The sequence below is a fragment of the Alteromonas sp. S015 genome, from assembly GCF_036864485.1.
In the GTDB taxonomy this organism is placed as follows: Bacteria; Pseudomonadota; Gammaproteobacteria; order Enterobacterales; family Alteromonadaceae; genus Alteromonas.
Window position 1 is genome coordinate 154,233 of sequence record NZ_JAZETO010000008.1, and the last position, 18,477, is coordinate 172,709.

The 18,477-nt window shown below is 45.0% G+C and carries 15 protein-coding genes; 11 read left to right on the plus strand and 4 right to left on the minus strand.

Annotated elements, in window-relative coordinates; all coding sequences use genetic code 11:
• Positions 1–496: 496 nt before the first annotated feature.
• Positions 497–1,672 carry a succinyl-diaminopimelate desuccinylase gene (gene dapE, locus V7R42_RS15840; protein WP_334021191.1) on the plus strand — a complete coding sequence of 392 codons (1,176 nt, stop codon included), beginning with the start codon at positions 497–499 and terminating at the stop codon, positions 1,670–1,672.
• 216 nt (positions 1,673–1,888) lie between these two features.
• Here the strand turns inward: dapE and V7R42_RS15845 are convergent, their stop codons facing one another.
• From V7R42_RS15845 to V7R42_RS15855, 3 genes are all read right to left on the minus strand, one after another.
• On the minus strand, positions 1,889–3,676 hold the full coding sequence (locus tag V7R42_RS15845; RefSeq protein WP_334021192.1) for a lysophospholipid acyltransferase family protein: 1,788 nt from the start codon (positions 3,674–3,676) through the stop codon (positions 1,889–1,891).
• Positions 3,677–3,842: 166 nt separating this feature from the next.
• Positions 3,843–4,640: a UDP-2,3-diacylglucosamine diphosphatase gene (locus V7R42_RS15850; RefSeq protein ID WP_334021193.1), complete on the minus strand. Its 798-nt coding sequence runs from the start codon at positions 4,638–4,640 to the stop codon at positions 3,843–3,845.
• Positions 4,641–4,743: 103 nt separating this feature from the next.
• Complete coding sequence (locus V7R42_RS15855; protein ID WP_334021194.1) at positions 4,744–5,649, minus strand: LysR family transcriptional regulator; 906 nt, start codon at positions 5,647–5,649, stop codon at positions 4,744–4,746.
• 104 nt (positions 5,650–5,753) lie between these two features.
• Here V7R42_RS15855 and V7R42_RS15860 point away from each other — a divergent pair, with 104 nt between their 5' ends.
• From V7R42_RS15860 to V7R42_RS15875, 4 genes are all read left to right on the plus strand, one after another.
• Positions 5,754–6,653, plus strand: a complete 900-nt coding sequence (locus tag V7R42_RS15860; protein ID WP_334021195.1) for a bile acid:sodium symporter family protein — start codon at positions 5,754–5,756, stop codon at positions 6,651–6,653.
• A gap of 142 nt (positions 6,654–6,795) precedes the next feature.
• Positions 6,796–7,626, plus strand: coding sequence for an SDR family oxidoreductase (locus tag V7R42_RS15865; RefSeq protein WP_334021196.1), 831 nt, complete (start codon positions 6,796–6,798; stop codon positions 7,624–7,626).
• 188 nt (positions 7,627–7,814) lie between these two features.
• Positions 7,815–8,945 (plus strand): phosphotransferase family protein, encoded by a 1,131-nt coding sequence (locus V7R42_RS15870; protein WP_334021197.1) that lies wholly within the window; start codon positions 7,815–7,817, stop codon positions 8,943–8,945.
• Positions 8,945–9,697 carry an SDR family oxidoreductase gene (locus V7R42_RS15875; RefSeq protein ID WP_334021198.1) on the plus strand — a complete coding sequence of 251 codons (753 nt, stop codon included), beginning with the start codon at positions 8,945–8,947 and terminating at the stop codon, positions 9,695–9,697. The genes V7R42_RS15870 and V7R42_RS15875 overlap by 1 nt, the downstream gene beginning before the upstream one ends.
• A gap of 182 nt (positions 9,698–9,879) precedes the next feature.
• Here the strand turns inward: V7R42_RS15875 and rpsT are convergent, their stop codons facing one another.
• Positions 9,880–10,143: a 30S ribosomal protein S20 gene (gene rpsT / locus V7R42_RS15880; protein WP_014950134.1), complete on the minus strand. Its 264-nt coding sequence runs from the start codon at positions 10,141–10,143 to the stop codon at positions 9,880–9,882.
• Positions 10,144–10,593: 450 nt separating this feature from the next.
• Here rpsT and murJ point away from each other — a divergent pair, with 450 nt between their 5' ends.
• The 6 genes from murJ to ispH all read left to right on the plus strand — a co-directional run bounded on the left by murJ (position 10,594) and on the right by ispH (position 18,253).
• Positions 10,594–12,153, plus strand: coding sequence for a murein biosynthesis integral membrane protein MurJ (murJ, locus tag V7R42_RS15885; protein WP_334021199.1), 1,560 nt, complete (start codon positions 10,594–10,596; stop codon positions 12,151–12,153).
• 120 nt (positions 12,154–12,273) lie between these two features.
• Positions 12,274–13,194: a bifunctional riboflavin kinase/FAD synthetase gene (ribF, locus tag V7R42_RS15890; protein ID WP_334021200.1), complete on the plus strand. Its 921-nt coding sequence runs from the start codon at positions 12,274–12,276 to the stop codon at positions 13,192–13,194.
• Positions 13,195–13,463: 269 nt separating this feature from the next.
• Entirely contained in the window at positions 13,464–16,283 is a 2,820-nt protein-coding gene (gene ileS, locus V7R42_RS15895; RefSeq protein WP_334021201.1) for an isoleucine--tRNA ligase, read from the plus strand.
• Positions 16,276–16,824 (plus strand): signal peptidase II, encoded by a 549-nt coding sequence (gene lspA, locus V7R42_RS15900; RefSeq protein WP_334021202.1) that lies wholly within the window; start codon positions 16,276–16,278, stop codon positions 16,822–16,824. The genes ileS and lspA overlap by 8 nt, the downstream gene beginning before the upstream one ends.
• Before the next feature lie 14 nt (positions 16,825–16,838).
• Positions 16,839–17,306, plus strand: coding sequence for an FKBP-type peptidyl-prolyl cis-trans isomerase (fkpB, locus tag V7R42_RS15905; protein ID WP_334021203.1), 468 nt, complete (start codon positions 16,839–16,841; stop codon positions 17,304–17,306).
• Positions 17,307–17,308: 2 nt separating this feature from the next.
• Positions 17,309–18,253 carry a 4-hydroxy-3-methylbut-2-enyl diphosphate reductase gene (ispH, locus tag V7R42_RS15910; protein ID WP_334021204.1) on the plus strand — a complete coding sequence of 315 codons (945 nt, stop codon included), beginning with the start codon at positions 17,309–17,311 and terminating at the stop codon, positions 18,251–18,253.
• The last annotated feature ends 224 nt before the right edge of the window (positions 18,254–18,477 follow it).

Here is an 18,477-nt window from a genome sequence, read left to right on the forward strand (position 1 = left end):
CTGTGGTAAACAGTGACATTATGTAATAATAAAAGGCCAGCTTCCGATTGATGCTGGCCTTTTTGATCCGGCAACGTATTTGGATTGTTACCTTACACACCTTAGTTCGTTAAGAACAGCATCAGTGTATAAAATGCCGCAATGACGCCTGACAACACAAATATGTACAGAAATCCTTGCTTGCCTTGTTCCAGAGTGTATTTATTGGCTTGTAGATAGCCAAACCAGAGCAGTGACAAAATAAGTGGTATTAAAACAATAATTTTTAACACAGTAATACCTTTCTTTAAGTTGTGTTCTAGTTATAACAACGTGCGCTAATTTAGACAAATCTTAACACGCTAGCCCCAGTTGCCCTATCTTCCATAATTGGTCTTCTTCTATATTTTCAGCTAGATCACGCAGTTCCGCTGTCATGGCATTGTCGTAAATCTGTTATTCGTGTGTCACTTTACACTTGTGTAATAGACCTACGTTTTATAAAGGTCTTTTATGCATGTCGATTCAGCCTTTACCTTCTATCGCGCCAGCTCGCAGTATTCATTTTGCTGAAGTGTTAATGGCAAGAGCGTCGATTACCCCCGTAGACGCTGGTTGCCAAAGTTATCTAATATATAAGCTAGAACAGCTCGGTTTCGCCTGTGAAAAGCATTCAATAAATGGGGTGAATAATCTCATCGCAAGGTGGGGGCAGGGCCCGATTAACTTTGCATTTAGTGGCCATACCGATGTGGTTCCGCCAGGTCCACTTGATAAGTGGAAATCACCGCCTTTTAGCCCCCTAATTAGCGAAAATAAACTGTACGGGCGCGGTGCTGCAGACATGAAAACAGGCATCGCGGCCATGTTAGCAGCAACAGAGCGAACCGTAGCCTCTTTAGACAATAGTAAAGTGTCTTTCTGGTGGCTAATTACCAGCGATGAAGAAGGGGAAGCGGAATGGGGATCCAAGTGGATCGCTGAACATTTAGCATCACAAAACGTGAAACTTGATATGTGCTTAGTGGGTGAGCCGTCGGCATCTACAAAAACTGGTGATACGATTAAGATAGGGCGCAGAGGTTCACTTTCTGGCACTATCCATATTGTAGGAAAACAAGGGCATGTGGCCTACCCAAAGACAGCGGTGAACGCTATCCACAAAGCGAGCAGGGTGATTAATGCGCTTACACAGTATCCATTTGATAAGGGGAGTGATGATTTCCCTGGTACTACGCTTCAAATTACACATATGGATACAGGAAGCTTCACCGATAACATAGTACCTAGTGCGGTGCGTATTGAATTTAACGCTAGATATTCGTGGCAGTATGATCAACAGAGCTTATCGGCGCTACTATGCAGCATTATCAATAGCGTTGATACAAAAGCTGAAGTGAGCTTTTCCAGACCGTGCGAAGCCTATCTAAGTAAACCTAAAAGCAATGCTGATAGTTGCTTAATTGCCTGCGTTGAAAAAGCGATTAAGGGCGCCACAGGTCGTTACCCTGTTATCAGTACATCAGGCGGAACTTCTGACGGGCGTTTCTTTGCTAGTGAACACACGCAAGTGGTAGAAGTTGGCGTACCAAATACAACTATTCATCAGGTAAACGAACACATTCATGTATCTGATTTGCTCACGCTTGAAGATATTTATACCGATATCCTTAGTGATATTTGCGGTAGTTAAATACGTTTTATATTCGACATTGAGTGTTAAAAAAGGAGCGTTAAAGACGCTCCTTTTTGGTTTTTTAATAGTGGTAATGCAAAACTAGCTTACACATTGGAATCGTTGACGTGGTTCACGTATTTAGGCTTAAAGCTACCCTCAACGGGTAGCTGCTTATATTTATGTTCGTCCGTGTCTTTATCAGCATTTTCCCAGCACATTTGCGTATTTATTTTAGGCCGTGGCTTTAAGCTGAATGTCGGTTAAATAGCGTTTTCGCTTCTTCTCAGTCAGCGTTTGCATATCAACTACGACGAGCCCGTCGATACAGTCATTAAAATCTGGGTCGACATTAAAGCCTAAGAACGCCACACCGCCGTCCTTGGCCACTTCAGAATATTGTTTGTACAGTGTTGGTACGTTTACGCCCATGTTAGCCAGTAAGTGTTTCAGCTGGGTAAATTCAGCCTTGTAATCGTTACCTGTGAATTGGTGCAATGCCTCCTGTGTCATTTGATAAGGACGTTTACAAGTTGCTTCGCCGAACTTTGCGGGAAAGTACGTGGAATAAAATTGAACCAATAAATCTTTAGCGGGTTCGGGGTAGGCATTACTGAGTGACACCGCGCCAAACAGGTAACGATATTTAGGGTATCGGCTTAAAAATGCCCCAATTCCAAACCACAAATAATCTAAGCTGCGCTTTCCCCAATAGCGAGGCTGCACAAAGCTTCGCCCTAGCTCTAAGCCTTCTTTAAAAAGTTTGTCGTTGTTTTTACCATAGTTAAACAAGGTGGCGGAATAAAGCCCGGTAGGATGGTCTGGCGCAGTCAAAAGCTCAGCATCGCCAAAGCGATAGGCGCCTACAATTTCCAAGTCGTTGTCATCCCAGAGCACGAGGTGGTAATAGTGGGAGTCGTATTGATCGATGTCTCTACGCTTATTGGTACCTTCGCCAACGGCTCGAAACGCGACTTCTCGTAGCCGGCCAATTTCTCGCATTATCGGAGAGCAGCTTTTGTGCTGGTATAAGTAAATAGACTTTCCGTCGCCAGTTTCACCTAAATGTTCGCAGTCTCGCATCGCGCGGGCCAATTCTTTTCTGTCTTCTGGCATAGCAATGGACGCCTGAGTTTCAAATACACCTCTCTTGTTGCTGCCAATGCGATACAGATGGCGCTTAAACAGTTTTACCTGCTCTTTTAGCGATATGTTGGTTTGTTGATATGCCTCAAAGGGAATGAGTTCACCAATGCGCATAGGCAAGTGCTTTTTGCGCTGTTTGAACATCTCTTTAACTAACAGTGCGGTGGCTAATGGCTTGTATACCATGGACACGCCATAAAAAAGCGGGCTATTCTTCGCGTCTATATAAACCGGCAATATCGGTGCTTTTGCTTGTTTTGCAATGCGTAAAAAGCCTGTGTGCCATCTGGTGTCGCGAACACCTTGTGGGCGTAATCGAGAAACTTCGCCAGCAGGAAAAATCAGTATAGCGCCGTCGCTGTTAAGGTGTTTTTGGATTGCCGATAAATGCTGTTTTGGTGTGCCACCCTGCATATTGTTTACAGGTAGCAGCATATCGTGAAGCGGTTCAATGGCCATAAGCATTTCATTGGCGACCACCTTTAAGTCGTTACGTACTTCGCTAACCAGCTTTATGAGCGCAAGGGCATCGAGTGAGCCAATCGGATGGTTCGCAATGATCACTACTCTGCCTTCACTTGGAATGCGTTCTTTTTCTACATCGCGAGTTGAATAGCTAATATTGAAATATTCCAGCACTTGCTCTACGAAATCGATGTCCTCGTAGTGTGGATAGGTTTCACCGAATTCGGTAATTTCACGTTCATGGAGTAGGTGCCTTAAAACGAAAGACAGTGACTTAAATAGGATGGGGTTATTCGCTACTTGAGGGTAATGCTTGTTCAATACATCGTTTACAGTAAACATAGAACCTGTTTCTCTTCCGGTTTTGGCGAACAATAGCAGGGCAATGTGACGTTTTTCACACAGTTTCATGGCAGTTATTTGACAGTGTTAAAATATTGTAAATTAGGCGTGTTAGCCTTCGATGTAGAGAAAAGGTCAACAGGCTCTAGCCATGATGAGAGTAATTGAAAATAATGTGTAGCTTAACGACTAGTAAAAGTCAGGGGCCGTTGAAGCCCCTTTTGCGTAATGGTAATTATGCTGCTTTTGAGCGGGAGGTTTTGGTAGTGATTAATGTCACGCTAGCAGACTCTAGTGAATCGAGATAATGGACTAGGGATAGATTACCGTTCAAATCTTCTGTTAGTGCACTGCAGTTTTCTATCCAATCGCCATCGTTAATGTAGTGGATGCCGTTTTCAGTGCTGCTTTCAGGGTGGTGAATATGTCCACACACTACGCCATCAAGCCCCATTTCATCGGCGCGCTTGCAGCATGCTTCTCGATAACGAGCGATGGCATCATTCGCACCCTTAATGTGTTTTTTAATATAGCCTGCAAGTGACCAGTATTCTCGCTTGCGCCACGCGCGTAGGCGATTGAATTCTCTATTTAGAAAAAGCAAAAGGTCGTAACCTTTATCGCCAATCCACGCATGAAACTTGCCCATGGTCACATCGCCATCGAACTGATCGCCATGTAAAACTAAATAACGCTTTCCCTGTGCAGTGATGTGTACCAGCTCTCTCTCAATTTCAATATCACCAAACGCCATGCCAGAATATGACTGAATTGGTTCATCGTGGTTACCCGGTAAGTACACCACACGCGTACCTTCCTGGCTCATTTGCATGAATTTATGCATGACTTGATTGTGCGTCTTTGGCCAGCGAAATTGCTTAGTCATTTGCCACATATCAATGATATCACCCACCAAATAGAGGGTGTCTACAGTGATACTATCAAGGAAGGAAAGTAAGTATTCAGCTTTGCAGTCGCGATTTCCCAAATGGATATCTGAAAGCCAAAGCGTACGGTAGTGTGTCTTTTTCATAGCGGTTTCCCAAAGCGATGCCTTGGACCGTCACTATAGGTTTGCAAATTGACACTACCGTGACGCTTGCTTGACCATTGTGTTACAGCAACACCAATACGCGCTATAACCCCAACTTATTCGCCACTTCTAAAAGCTTATCTCGCATCCATACATTCACCAAGTCTTCATCGGCGTGTTTGTGCCAGTACATGTGTACGGGAAGTGGGGGGACGTCAAACGGAAGGGGCAAAATCTCGATATCGAATTTATTACTGAATTGTTGGGCGAATCGCGCTGGCATGGTCAGCAAAAGATCACATTGGCTAACTACGTTAACAGCGGCAAAGTAGTGTTCACACTGCAATGCGATGTTGCGATGCAAATTGTACTGAGCAAGGGCTAGATCTACCGTATCTAATTTAGAGTCTTTTAAAGATACAAGCGCATGTTGTGCAACTGAGTAGCGCTTAATACTCGGGTTATCTACGTAGCTATTGCTATGTGCGCATACCACGACAAACGTTTCTTCACAGATAAACTGAGAACAAATGTCACGGCTGGTGGGAACTAACGCGTCAATTACGATATCAAGCTCTTTAGCGGCTAATGCGGGAGCAAGCTCTGGCCAGGTAACCTGTCTGCTATTTACCGTGATATTGGGAGTATGTTTAACAAGCTCAGGAATAAGCACAGGAAAAAATATAGATTCTAAAATATCTCTCAAGCCAAGGTTCACTTGACGGGGTTTATCACTTATATCAAAGCCCACTTTACCTTTTAACGTGCTTTCAAGGGTTTCGATTGATTTCACAACCGATGCAATAATGCCTTGGCAAAATGGGGTAGGCACGACTTGTCGCCCATGGCGAGTAAACAGTGGGTCATCAAATTTCTCTCGCAGGCGACCTAAGGCGTGACTCACTGCAGGCTGGGTAATATGCAGTGCGTTGGCGGCTTTCGTAATGCTGCCGTGTTCGTAAACCGCGCGCAGCACAACAAACAAATTTAGGTCTAATTTTCCATGCATATTATTTATGGGTTTCCATAATAAGGCATCATTTTTATTTATTGTTAAACAGGGTACACTGGCTTAAATGTTAATAAAAGGTTTCTTTTGTAAGGGGCGTGTGCATGCAGGCATCTGTACTTACCGAGGTGTTGTTACCTCTCGCGTTGGCATTTGTTATGTTTGGTATGGGGCTAACGCTAACCGTTGCTGATTTTGCCCGATTACTTAAAGCGCCTAAAGCAGTAATAGCGGGGTTTATAGGGCAAATTATATTGCTGCCTACGTTGGCGCTAGGACTGTGCTTCGTTTTTGGTCTACCCGATTATATTGCGGTTGGCGTTATGGTTTTAGCGGCGTGCCCTGGCGGCACGACCAGTAACTTAATCAGCCACATTGCAAAAGCAAATCTGGCCCTTTCAGTAAGCTTGACCGCTATTTCTACCATCGCTTGCGTTTTCTCAACGCCCTTCATCATTCAATTTGCTCTTGATTACTTTGTAAAAGAAAACGCGCCAGACTTTTCTATTATCCAAACCGTGATCGGGCTGGTTGGTATATCAATTGTACCGGTCATTTTAGGCATGACCATTCGTCGCTTTAACAGCAGGTTTGCTACTAAAACTGAAAGCTTCTTTCGGCAGTTTTCTATGTACTTCATGTTGCTCATGATTGTGGGCGTGCTGGTGTCGGAAAGACATAGCTTAGCCGCGTCCCTTGAAAGCGCGTTTTTGGTTTGCTTAACGTTAAATTTATCATCGGTATTGTTAGGGCTCGGGCTTGCTAAGGTCTCTAGTCTGGCATTTAAAGACTCGCTCACACTGGCCATTGAGATAGGGGTACAAAACGCAGCGCTTGCAATGTTGATATGCATTACCTTTCTAGACGCGCCCGACTACGCAATTGCGCCGGGTGTATATGGTATAGCAATGTACATCGGGCCCGCACTATTGGCCCTGTGGGAAAAACGAAAAATGCGGCATGAACAGCTATCAGTGTCACTGCAAAAGAGCGAATCAGTTTGATGGTATAGATAAGGCGAACACTTAAAGAAAGCAGCGAATAGCTGACAAAGCGCCCATTACAAAAAAGCGCAACTATACGAAAACGCCTACACAAGAACAAAGAAGCAAGAATAAAGAAACAAGAACAGTTAGGAAACACATCATGCGCGTATTGATTACCGGTGGCGCTACCGGCTTAGGTCAGGCCATTGCCTTTAAGTGGGCGGAAAAGTGGGCAGGCAAAGACGAGGGGGTAGATATTTGCGTTGCCGACATTAACCAAGAAAGAGGCGATGAAACGGTAAATGCGCTTTCCGCCCAAGGTGCCAATGCGTTTTACATCCATTGCGATATAACCTCTGAAAGTGACGTTCAAACGTTAGCGCACACCTTGGAAACTCGCTGGGGCGGTGTTGACACTGTGTTTAACAATGCGGGTGTTGCTTCTGGTGGCAGCCTGTTAGATGAGGACATTGAGCAGTGGCAGTGGGTGTTTGATATTAACGTGTTAGGCATGGTGAGAGTCAGTCGTGCACTCTTACCTTTAATGCGAGAGCAAGGCGGTGGCTATTTCATTAATATTGCATCGCAAGCAGGGCTAACGCCTATTCCTTATATGGGAAGCTATAACGCGGTTAAAGCCGCAGTCGTGTCGTTTTCTGAAACCATGAAGTTGGAGTTAGCGCCTGACAATATTGACGTTAGTGTAGTTTGTCCAAGCTTCTTTAAAACAAACTTAGATGAGTCGATGCGTAGCAGCAATGCTGCTTCGCACAAGATGCTTAATAAGTTCTTTGCCAAAGCAGACATGACGAAAGAAGACGTGGCCGAGTCCATCTATCAGCAAGTCAATAAAAAGCAGTTTCTAATTCTTACTCATAAGCTGGGCAAACGCGCTTTCCTGTTAAAGAAGCTGCTGCCAACTCAGCGTTATATCAATAATATGCTCAATCAAACGAAGATGATGAAGCGTGCAATGGAAAAGCAGAGTTGAGTAAAGCGGGAACGCGCTCACCTATTTTTGTCGTCAAACTATTTGGACTTGATTGTTGAGGTGCACTTTTGCGGTCACAAACAGAAGTATCGTTGAGACAAAGGTTTTGAGTAGGAATTTTAAGTAGGCACTTTGAGTAAGCCCCTTGAAACAGAATTAAAAGAAACAGAATTAATAGAAGAAAAAATATGCAACAACAGGTCGTAGATAAAGCCGACAGCGTGCGTGCGGGCGAAGAACTAAACGTCAATGCTGTACACAATTGGCTTAAGGTACATACTCACGAATCGAATCCAGCTGTGGCAGCCGCCATACGAAGTAGCGATACCCTACCTAAAGTAACCCAATATTCCGGTGGCGCGTCTAATTGGACGTACTGCTTGGAGTATCAAGGTAGTGAGCAAGACCATAGTCAGCAAACGTCATTAATTTTGCGTAGGGCACCGGCAGGTACTAAAGCTAAAGGTGCTCACGATATGGGGCGGGAGTACCGATTACAGCATGCGTTAAAGCCTGTTTATCGCTATGTACCAGAGATGCTTGGACTTTGTGAAGATGAAAGCATCATTGGAACTGAGTTCTACGTAATGGAAAAATTTACTGGTGTAATCCCCCGAAAAAACTTACCCAGAGGTCTAGAGACAACAGAACAGCAAACCAAACAGCTCTGCACTAATTTGCTTGATAGCTTAATTGAGCTTCATAAAGTCGATTATCAAAAAGCAGGTCTCGATCATTTAGGTAAAGGTGCGGGGTATATCGAGCGACAAATAAGCGGTTGGAGTGCGCGATATAGCAAGGCCAAAACTTGGAACGTGCCTTCGGGTAAAAAAATCATGCGTTGGCTAGAAAACAACATGCCAGCTAATGAACGCATTTGTATTACCCACAATGACTTCCGATTTGACAACGTGGTGTTAAAGCCAGATAACTATACGCAAATTATCGGTGTGTTGGACTGGGAACTGGCGACCTTGGGCGACCCGCTTATGGACTTGGGTAATACCTTGGCGTATTGGGTAGAATCTGATGATGATTTTTTAGCACAATCTACACGTCGTCAGCCAACTCACTTACCCGGTATGCTAACCAGAAAGCAGGTGGTTGCGTACTACTGCAAAGAGATGGAGATTGATGTAGATGACTTTACTTTTTACGAGGTGTACGGACTTTTTCGTCTAGCCGGTATTGCCCAGCAAATTTATTATCGCTATCACCACAAGCAAACCAATAATCCAGCGTTTAAAAACTTTTGGATCTTTATTCATTACTTAATGTGGCGTTGTAATAAGGCCATAAAAGCATCAGGAAAACGATAATGACAACAAGACGCAATATTCTGATCACAGGCGCTAGCTCAGGTCTAGGTAAGGGCATGGCGATTGAGTTTGCCAAACAGGGTTGTAACCTAGCGTTATGCGCAAGACGCTTTGAGAACTTAGAAAAATTGAAAGAAGAACTGCATTCAATTAATCCAAATGTTGACGTGTTTATTCGCTCGCTGGATGTCAATGATCATGACGCAGTGTTTGACGTGTTCGATGCATTCAAAGCCGATATGGGGACCCTTGATAGAGTCATTGTGAATGCAGGAATGGGCAAGGGCGCGTCAATTGGCACTGGGTACTTCCACGCTAATAAGCAAACGGCAGTGACTAACTTTGTGTCGGCGCTAGCACAATGCGAGGCGGCAATGGCCATTTTTAGGGCGCAAAATAGTGGGCATCTAGTAACAATTTCATCCATAAGCGCGGTGCGCGGCTTTAGGCGCGCTATGACTGTTTATGCAGCTACAAAGGCAGGCCTAACGTCTATGACTGAAGGTATTCGAATGGATGTAATGAATACGCCGATTAATGTGACCTGTATTCACCCCGGGTTTATTCGTAGCGAAATAAATGAAAAAGTTGAGAAGGTGCCGTTTATTGTTGATACCGATGTGGGCTGCCGCGCCATGGTGAGTGCAATTAATAAAGAAAAAGCGAATGCGTTTGTGCCAAGCTGGCCTTGGGCAATTCTTCACTGGATCATGCGTATCGCACCGGCTAGCTCAATAAGGAAGATGAGCTGATAAGCATATAGCTTGAGTGTGAACACACCGCAAAAACTTTTTATCTAATGATAGAGCTCGCCTGATGGCGGGCTTTATACTTGTAAGTCTAAAGCTTATTCAGAAACAATAAATAAACGTTGATTTGATTACAGGCACAAAAAAAGCGCCGAAGGGCGCTTTTTTACTACTAATCGTAAAGATTAACCTAGTGCTTTGATTTGCGCAGCTAGACGGCTCTTATGACGAGCAGCTTTGTTCTTGTGAATCAAGCCTTTAGTAGCCATTCTGTCAAGTACTGGAGTAGCAGCAGTAAGTGCAGCTTGTGCCGCTTCTTTGTCACCGCTTGCGATTGCAGCGATAACTTTCTTGATGCTTGTACGAGTCATAGAACGACGGCTAGCGTTGTGCTGACGACGCTTTTCGGCTTGGATTGCACGCTTCTTAGCAGACTTAATGTTAGCCAAGGTGTAACTCCCAAAATAAATTCATGTCAAAAACGAGGGTGCGGATTGTGCCTACCAAACGCCCAAATGTCAAACGATTTAAAACTTAAATCATTCCGCATTAAAACGCGCAAGCTATTGAACACAAAGTATGCTCAACACGTTGCACATTCTTTGCGACATTTCTCTGCGACATTTTTTGAAAGAGCTCTATAACGATATTCTTTCAGGACATTTAAGCGATAGACATGCATAAATAACAGCACCCCATATCGGGCGCGGATTATAGCAAGAAAGTTCATAAAGGTGCACAACTATTTTGAATAAATCGTTTCGTAGACCATAGGCTTTCGCTATTATGACTCGCTCGCAACCTTGCGTTGCCTCTTTACGCTTAGCAAATGCCTTTGATTATTCTTCAAGTGGCTTCTGCTTTTCAGCCTATTCTTTACCTCTTATTGGAAGTGTGACGTGTCACGGAAGTTAATAAAATCTGGTCTTATTGTCAGTATTATGACCTTGGTCTCGCGGGTATTGGGCCTGGTACGCGACGTTGTTGTCGCCAAGCTTATGGGTGATGGAGCAGCCGCTGACGTATTTTTCTTTGCCAACAAAATTCCCAATTTTCTTCGTCGTCTATTCGCTGAAGGCGCATTTGCGCAAGCGTTTATTCCGGTATTAACCGAAGTTCATGAGATTGACGATAAAAAGCAACTCAGGGAGTTCGTTGCAAAAGTCAGCGGTACATTAGGCGCTATTGTTTTTGTGGTATCTATTATAGGGGTTATTGCATCACCGGTTTTGGCGGCTTTATTCGGAACAGGGTGGTTTGTGGCGTGGCTCGAAGGAGACGAAGCGGGAGATAAATTTGTGCTCGCGTCGACCATGTTAAAAATTACCTTTCCTTATTTAGCGTTTATCTCTCTGACTGGGTTGGCAGGGGCGATACTCAATACGCTCAATAAGTTTGCGGTTGCCGCTTTCACTCCGGTTTTACTTAATGTATGCATTATTGCATGCGCGATATACTTAGCGCCTACGCTTAATCAACCCGCTTACGCGTTAGCGTGGGGTGTGTTTATCGGCGGTATTGTGCAGTTCTTGTTTCAGCTGCCGTTCTTGTTCAGGGCTGGGCTTTTGGTAAAGCCAAAGTGGGGCTGGCATGACGAAAACGTGGTAAAAGTACGTACCCTGATGATCCCTGCTTTGTTCGGTGTGTCAGTAGGGCAAATCAATTTGTTGTTTGATACCTTCATCGCCAGCTTTTTAGTTACCGGTTCTATTAGCTGGTTGTACTATTCTGACAGGCTGCTTGAATTTCCCCTAGGGTTGTTTGGTATCGCCATCGCTACAGTTATTTTACCTACGCTTTCCCGAAATCACGTAAGCAACAACCCCAAAGCGTTTGCTGCGAATATCGACTGGGCGTTTCGTATGGTGTGTTTATTGGGCATACCTGCTGCAGTGGGGCTTGGCGTGATGGCAAGACCTATTCTGACCGTTATTTTTCAGCGCGGCGCGTTTACTGCAGAAACCGCCATTATGGCGTCTTACTCGCTTACCGCGTACTCGTTTGGCTTGCTCAGCTTTATGCTGGTAAAAATTCTTGCGCCAGGGTTTTATTCCCGCCAAGACACCAAGACGCCAGTGAAATTTGGTATTTGGTGTATGGTCGCAAACATGGTGTTTAACCTTATTTTAGCGATTCCGTTTGGTTATGTAGGGCTTGCTGTCGCTACCAGTATGTCAGCTACGCTTAACGCCGCTTTGCTTTATATAACATTGCATAGACAAGGTGTATTTGCGTTAAGCCGCACATCGGTTTTGTTTATTGCCCGTGTGGTTATTGCAAGTGCTGCCATGGGCGGGCTTATTTATTATCGCGATCAAGGCTTAGCTTTCTTTGAATTGTCTCTTTTCGCCCAAATGTTAGAGGTAGGAATAACCATTTCGCTGTCGGTTATATTGTTTTTGACCACCATGGTGGTGCTAGGTATGCGACCTAGGCATTTCAGAAGCGGCGGCGATTAGTATTCAATGTACGTGAAATAGAGCATGGGGTCAGAATGGCCCGTGTGCTTGGTATTGTGCTCGCGGTCGGCTATAATCGCGAGCTTTGATTTTCTAGCAGTTAAAAGGTAGTGGCTAACAGTGGAATTTATCCGCGGGCTAAACAATGTAAAACCGCACCATAAAGGGTGTGTGCTCACTATTGGCAAGTTCGACGGCGTACACCGTGGTCATCAAGCTGTGTTGGCTAACGTGCTTGAAAAAGCCAAGTCGCTATCACTTCCTGCCACCGTTATGGTGTTCGAACCACAGCCTGAAGAAGTCTTTATGCCTGATAAAGCGCCAGCGCGTATAAGCCCTCTTCGGGAAAAATATGAATTGCTGCGCCAACAAGGTGTCGACAGACTACTTGCTGTGCGATTTAACGCTGAGTTTGCTAGGCAAAGTGCCGATACCTTCGTCCACGATTTATTGGTGGACAAACTGGGGGTTAAATTTCTCGTAGTTGGCGACGATTTCCGTTTTGGCAATGGCCGCAAAGGGGATTTCGAAATGCTTGAGGCCGCAGGTCGCCAATACGGTTTCGAAGTGGTAAGCACCCATAGTTTTACTATGCATGCTCATCGAATAAGCTCAACGGCTGTGCGAGAGGCGTTAGCAGATAGCGACTTTGGACTCTCTACCGAAATGCTAGGGCGCCCGTTTGCTATTCACGGTAGGGTGGTTCATGGCGAGAAAAAAGGCCGCACTATTGGTTTTCCCACTGCGAATGTCATGCTTAAACGCCAAAAAACGCCAATTCACGGCGTGTTCGCAGTTCGTGTTGACGTAGATGGAAAGCACTATAATGGCGTTGCGAATATTGGTACCCGTCCTACTGTCAACGGGGTTAGAAACCAGCTGGAAGTTCATATTTTTGATTTGTCATCCGACCTATACGGCAAGCCTATAACGGTGTTTCCGATGGCAAAAATAAGAGATGAAGTTAAATTTGAGTCTTTTGAGGCACTGAAAGATCAAATTCAAGCAGATGCAGCGCAAGCGCGTCTGTTATTAGCATAGCTAAACGTGATAAAGTCGCGACAAGTTTCTGCGCGTATTTGTTTCATTGAACGCGATTTTTTAAACGTGGATCCTTGTACGCGAAACGCGTAAGCAAGTGACTGTGCTAGAACATATAACGTCAGCCTTGCGCTAGTAAGGACGACACACAGTTTTACGTTGAACCTTTTACATTCAGCGTTTTAATTTGAACATCGCAAAATGAATATCGCCTTCACAATGTGTTAGTGCATTGGGTGAAAATTAAGGTAACCGGATAATACAATTTTATGAGTGATTACAAAGCCACACTGAACCTTCCAGAAACTGCGTTCCCGATGCGCGGTAACCTTGCTCAGCGCGAGCCGAAAATGCTTAAAGACTGGCAGGAAAAAGGGGTATACAGCAAAATTCGTGAAGCGAAAAAAGGCAAAAAGCCATTTATTCTTCACGATGGCCCTCCTTATGCGAATGGCGATATTCACATTGGTCACGCGGTTAACAAAATTCTTAAAGACATTATTGTAAAGTCGAAAAACCTTTCTGACTTTGATTCTCCGTACGTTCCTGGGTGGGACTGTCACGGTTTGCCGATTGAATTGATGGTAGAAAAGAAAGTAGGTAAGCCAGGTAAGAAAGTTACTGCGGCTGAATTTCGTCAAAAGTGTCGCGAATATGCACAAAAGCAAATTGACGGCCAAATGGCTGACTTTAAACGCTTAGGTGTGTTTGGTGAATGGGATAACCCATATAAAACTATGGACTTCAAATCTGAAGCCGACATCATTCGTGCATTAAGTAAAATTGTAGACTCTGGTCACTTAGAAAAGGGCTTTAAACCTGTTCATTGGTGTACAGATTGTGGTTCGGCACTTGCTGAGGCAGAAGTTGAATACAAAGACAAAGTATCGCCTGCTATCGACGTTAAGTTCCCAGTAGCTGATGTGGCTGCTATTGCAGAAGCGTTTGGTGTGTCTGAAGGTGACTTAACCACACACAAAGCAGGTGTAGTTATCTGGACTACCACACCGTGGACACTGCCGGCCAACCGAGCAATTAGCTTACACCCAGAGCTTACCTATGCGATTGTTGAAGTTCAGCCTTCAAATGAATGGCTAGTAGTAGCGCTGGACCTGCTTGAAAGCTGCATGAACCGCTACGGCGTTGAGGATTTCCGCGAAGTGGCAATCTGTACGGGTGCCGCGCTTGATAAGCTTAAGGTTAATCACCCATTCTTAGACCTGGAAGTACCGCTAATTCTAGGCGACCACGTTACGACTGAATCTGGTACAGGCTGTGTACACACAGCGCCAGCCCACGGTGTAGACGATTTCAACGTGGGTAAGCAGTATGATATCGAAGTGTATAACCCGGTTGGTAACAACGGTGTTTATCTTGAAAATACGCCTCTCTTTGCTGGTCAGTTCGTATTCAAAGCTAACGATGACATTATCGAAACGGTAAAAGAGAAGGGTAACCTTGTCTTGAACGTAAAATACGAGCACAGCTACCCGCATTGCTGGCGCCATAAAACGCCGATCATTTTCCGCGCTACTCCTCAGTGGTTTATAAGCATGGATAAGAAAGGGCTTCGCGCTGAATCACTTGAACAAATTAAGCAAACTAAATGGATCCCAGATTGGGGCCAAAACCGCATAGAAAAGATGGTTGAAGGTCGTCCAGACTGGTGTATCTCACGTCAACGTACCTGGGGCGTACCTATCCCTCTGTACGTGCATAAACTTACCGGTGAAATTCATCCAGAGTCTTCAGCATTGATGGAAAAAGTAGCGCTAGAAGTTGAAGCTAAGGGTATTCAAGCGTGGTGGGATCTGGACGATGCAGCACTGCTTGGTAGCGAATTAGATAACTATGAAAAAGTGACTGATACCCTAGACGTGTGGTTTGACTCAGGTGTAACACACTACTTTGTTGTCGACCGTCGAGACGACATTCCGGCCTCTGCCGATTTATACCTTGAAGGTTCTGACCAACATCGAGGTTGGTTTATGTCTTCGCTTATGTCATCAACTGCCATGCACGGTCATGCGCCTTACAAAGAAGTGCTAACCCACGGCTTTACGGTAGATGCCCACGGCAGAAAAATGTCGAAGTCAGTAGGTAATGTTGTGGCACCTCAGGAAGTCACTAACAAATTAGGCGCAGATATTCTCCGTCTTTGGGTGGCATCTACTGACTATCGCGGTGAAATTGCGGTATCAGATGAAATCTTAAAGCGTGCTGCAGATGGCTATCGCCGCGTTCGTAACACTGCTCGTTTCTTGCTTGCGAACTTGAATGGTTTCGCTGTTGAAGATGCGGTGGCAGAAGATGATATGGTCGCGCTTGATCGCTGGATTGTTGCTCGCGCTAAGGCACTTCAAGAAGAGCTTATCGAAGCGTATGACAACTACGACTTGCTGGTCGTGTCACAGAAGCTTACGCACTTCTGTTCAATTGAACTGGGCTCATTCTATTTAGACGTGATTAAAGACCGCCAGTACACAGCCAAAGCAGATGGGCTAGCCCGTCGTTCATGCCAAACGGCCATGTATCATATCATTGAAGCATTGGTTCGTTGGATGGCGCCTATTACCAGCTTTACTGCACAAGAAATCTGGGAAACGCTACCAGGTGAGCGCAGCGAGTTTGTATTCACTGAAACCTGGTATGAAGGGTTTAACAGCTTCACGCAAAGCGATACGTTTAACGATGCGCTATGGCATCAAGTGCTAAGCGTAAAAGACGCGGCAAACCAAGCGATGGAGCAGGCGCGTAAAGATGGCGAACTGGGTGGCTCACTAGAAGCGAGCATTTCGCTTTATGCTACCGAGTCGTTGTACAACGTACTCGCGAAGCTAGAAGACGAGTTACGCTTCGTGCTTATAACGTCGGGCGTTACGCTAACCAAAGTTGACAGTGCACCGTCTGATGCAAAAGCGACAGACGTTGAAGGTTTATGGTTGAGCGTTGATAAAGCAAGCGGTGAAAAGTGTGTTCGCTGCTGGCATCACCGAGAAGATGTAGGCTCACATGAAGGCCATGAAGCGCTTTGTGGTCGCTGTGTGACAAACATTGACGGTGATGGAGAAGAACGCCACTATGCTTAAGCTTTTTCGCGAAACGGGCTTGCGTTTTTTGTGGATAAGCGCAGTTGCGTTTATGCTCGACCAATGGAGTAAGTACACGGTTATCGACAGTATGTCGTTGTATCAATCGATACAAGTATTGCCGTTTTTTAACTTTACTTACGTACACAACTACGGTGCTGCATTTAGCTTTTTAGAGAACGCAGGTGGTTGGCAACGTTGGTTTTTTACCACAATCGCAGTGGTAGTAAGTGTAGTTATCTTGTGGTGGCTAAAGCAGTCACCTCGCTCGCAAAAAATGCTGCCAGTTGCATTTGCTTTTATTTTAGGCGGTGCACTGGGCAACGTTTACGACCGCTTAGTCCATGGTTATGTCATCGACTTCTTAGATTTCTACGTAAGCAATTACCACTGGCCTGCGTTTAACATTGCCGATAGCGCAATATTTATAGGCGCGGCTTTACTGATTATCGATATGGGTAAAAATGGCGATAAAAAAAGTAAAGGGAACGTAGCAGACACGCGAGCCGGTGCCGCAGATAATAGCGAAACCATCAAGTAGTATTCGGAAAGGTTATGACAGACTCATTAATAATTGGCGCTGATAACGAAGTTATTCTTCACTTTGACTTAAAGCTAGAAGATGGCTCTGCCGCTGACAGCACTCGGGTAAACAACAAACCTGCCAAAATGGTCATGGGTGACGGCAGCCTTACCCCAAATTTTGAGGCGTGTTTACTTGGGCTTAAGAAAGGTGACAAGAAATCATTCAAATTGGGCCCTGAAGATGCATTCGGTCAATCTGACCCAAACAATATCCATTATATGGATAGAAGCCGCTTTGGTGCTGACTTGAAAGTCGAGGAAGGTATGATCTTAGCGTTTTCTCAACCAGACGGTTCAGAGATCCCAGGTATTATTCGAAGCGCTGCTGGCGATTCAGTAACGGTAGATTTCAACCACCCGCTAGCAGGGCAAACAGTTATCTTTGACGTTGAAATTATCGATGTTAAACCTGGCGTGTCAGCACAGGGTGGAAACTAGTTATGCAAATTCATTTAGCTAACCCTCGCGGCTTTTGCGCGGGCGTGGACAGAGCCATCACCATAGTTGAGCGCGCGCTTGAAATGTTCGAGCCGCCAATTTATGTGCGTCACGAAGTGGTACACAACAAATTTGTGGTAGACGGCTTGCGGGAGCGTGGTGCGCTGTTTGTAGATGAACTTCATGAAGTGCCAGACGACAGCATAGTAATTTTTTCTGCTCATGGTGTGTCGCAAGCGGTAAGGCAGGAAGCGGAGAATCGTGGTCTTAAGGTGTTCGACGCCACCTGTCCACTAGTGACTAAAGTGCATATGGAAGTAACCCGTGCCAGCAAAACAGGCACAGAATGTATTTTAATTGGTCATGCTGGTCACCCCGAAGTAGAGGGTACCATGGGTCAATACAGCAACGAGGAAGGTGGCATTTACTTAGTCGAATCTGAAGAAGATGTGGCTAAACTTGAAGTTAAAGATCAAGCGAATCTTTATTATTGCAGTCAAACAACATTATCGGTTGACGATACAGCCGATGTTATCGATGCTCTTCGTGCTAAGTTTCCCAAAATCAATGGTCCAAGGAAAGACGATATTTGTTATGCCACGCAGAACCGACAAGACGCAGTTCGCGACTTAGCGCAAGACTGTCAGGTGCTTCTGGTCGTTGGCGCACAGAACAGCTCAAACTCGAACCGTCTTCGGGAATTGGCTGAGAAAATAGGTGCGAAGGCATACTTGATCGCCGACGCTAACTGTATTCAAGAAGAGTGGTTAAAAGGTATTGAGCATATTGGCGTTACCGCCGGTGCATCTGCACCTGAAGTGTTGGTACAAGGCGTGGTAAGCAAGCTCAAATCGTGGGGCGCTGTTTCAGCTTCTGAGCGTGCTGGGCGGGAAGAGAACGTAGAATTTGCTGTACCAAAAGAGCTGAGAGTAAAGCAGGTCGTCTAATTTAATGGCGTTATAAAAAAATACCGCACTTAGTTGCGGTTTTTTTATGCCTTTGTCGATTGGACATTCAACAAATTGCGAATGGATAATGATACCTTTAGAAGGTGGCGTTTAAGAATAAAAAGACCATTCGGCTCTAATAAGAATAGTCATTCCTTATATCGAGCTCGTTTACGCCAACGCAGTGTCGTACTTGGTCTGCCTCACTGAGGCACTCACTTGAA

What these genes read in the sequence shown, in the direction of transcription:
- dapE (WP_334021191.1), top strand. Translation starts at nt 497, where the DNA reads ATGTCGATTCAGCCTTTACCTTCTATCGCGCCAGCTCGCAGTATTCAT.
- V7R42_RS15845 (WP_334021192.1), bottom strand. Translation starts at nt 3,676, where the DNA reads ATGAAACTGTGTGAAAAACGTCACATTGCCCTGCTATTGTTCGCCAAA.
- V7R42_RS15850 (WP_334021193.1), bottom strand. Translation starts at nt 4,640, where the DNA reads ATGAAAAAGACACACTACCGTACGCTTTGGCTTTCAGATATCCATTTG.
- V7R42_RS15855 (WP_334021194.1), bottom strand. Translation starts at nt 5,649, where the DNA reads ATGCATGGAAAATTAGACCTAAATTTGTTTGTTGTGCTGCGCGCGGTT.
- V7R42_RS15860 (WP_334021195.1), top strand. Translation starts at nt 5,754, where the DNA reads ATGCAGGCATCTGTACTTACCGAGGTGTTGTTACCTCTCGCGTTGGCA.
- V7R42_RS15865 (WP_334021196.1), top strand. Translation starts at nt 6,796, where the DNA reads ATGCGCGTATTGATTACCGGTGGCGCTACCGGCTTAGGTCAGGCCATT.
- V7R42_RS15870 (WP_334021197.1), top strand. Translation starts at nt 7,815, where the DNA reads ATGCAACAACAGGTCGTAGATAAAGCCGACAGCGTGCGTGCGGGCGAA.
- V7R42_RS15875 (WP_334021198.1), top strand. Translation starts at nt 8,945, where the DNA reads ATGACAACAAGACGCAATATTCTGATCACAGGCGCTAGCTCAGGTCTA.
- ileS (WP_334021201.1), top strand. Translation starts at nt 13,464, where the DNA reads ATGAGTGATTACAAAGCCACACTGAACCTTCCAGAAACTGCGTTCCCG.
- lspA (WP_334021202.1), top strand. Translation starts at nt 16,276, where the DNA reads ATGCTTAAGCTTTTTCGCGAAACGGGCTTGCGTTTTTTGTGGATAAGC.
- fkpB (WP_334021203.1), top strand. Translation starts at nt 16,839, where the DNA reads ATGACAGACTCATTAATAATTGGCGCTGATAACGAAGTTATTCTTCAC.
- ispH (WP_334021204.1), top strand. Translation starts at nt 17,309, where the DNA reads ATGCAAATTCATTTAGCTAACCCTCGCGGCTTTTGCGCGGGCGTGGAC.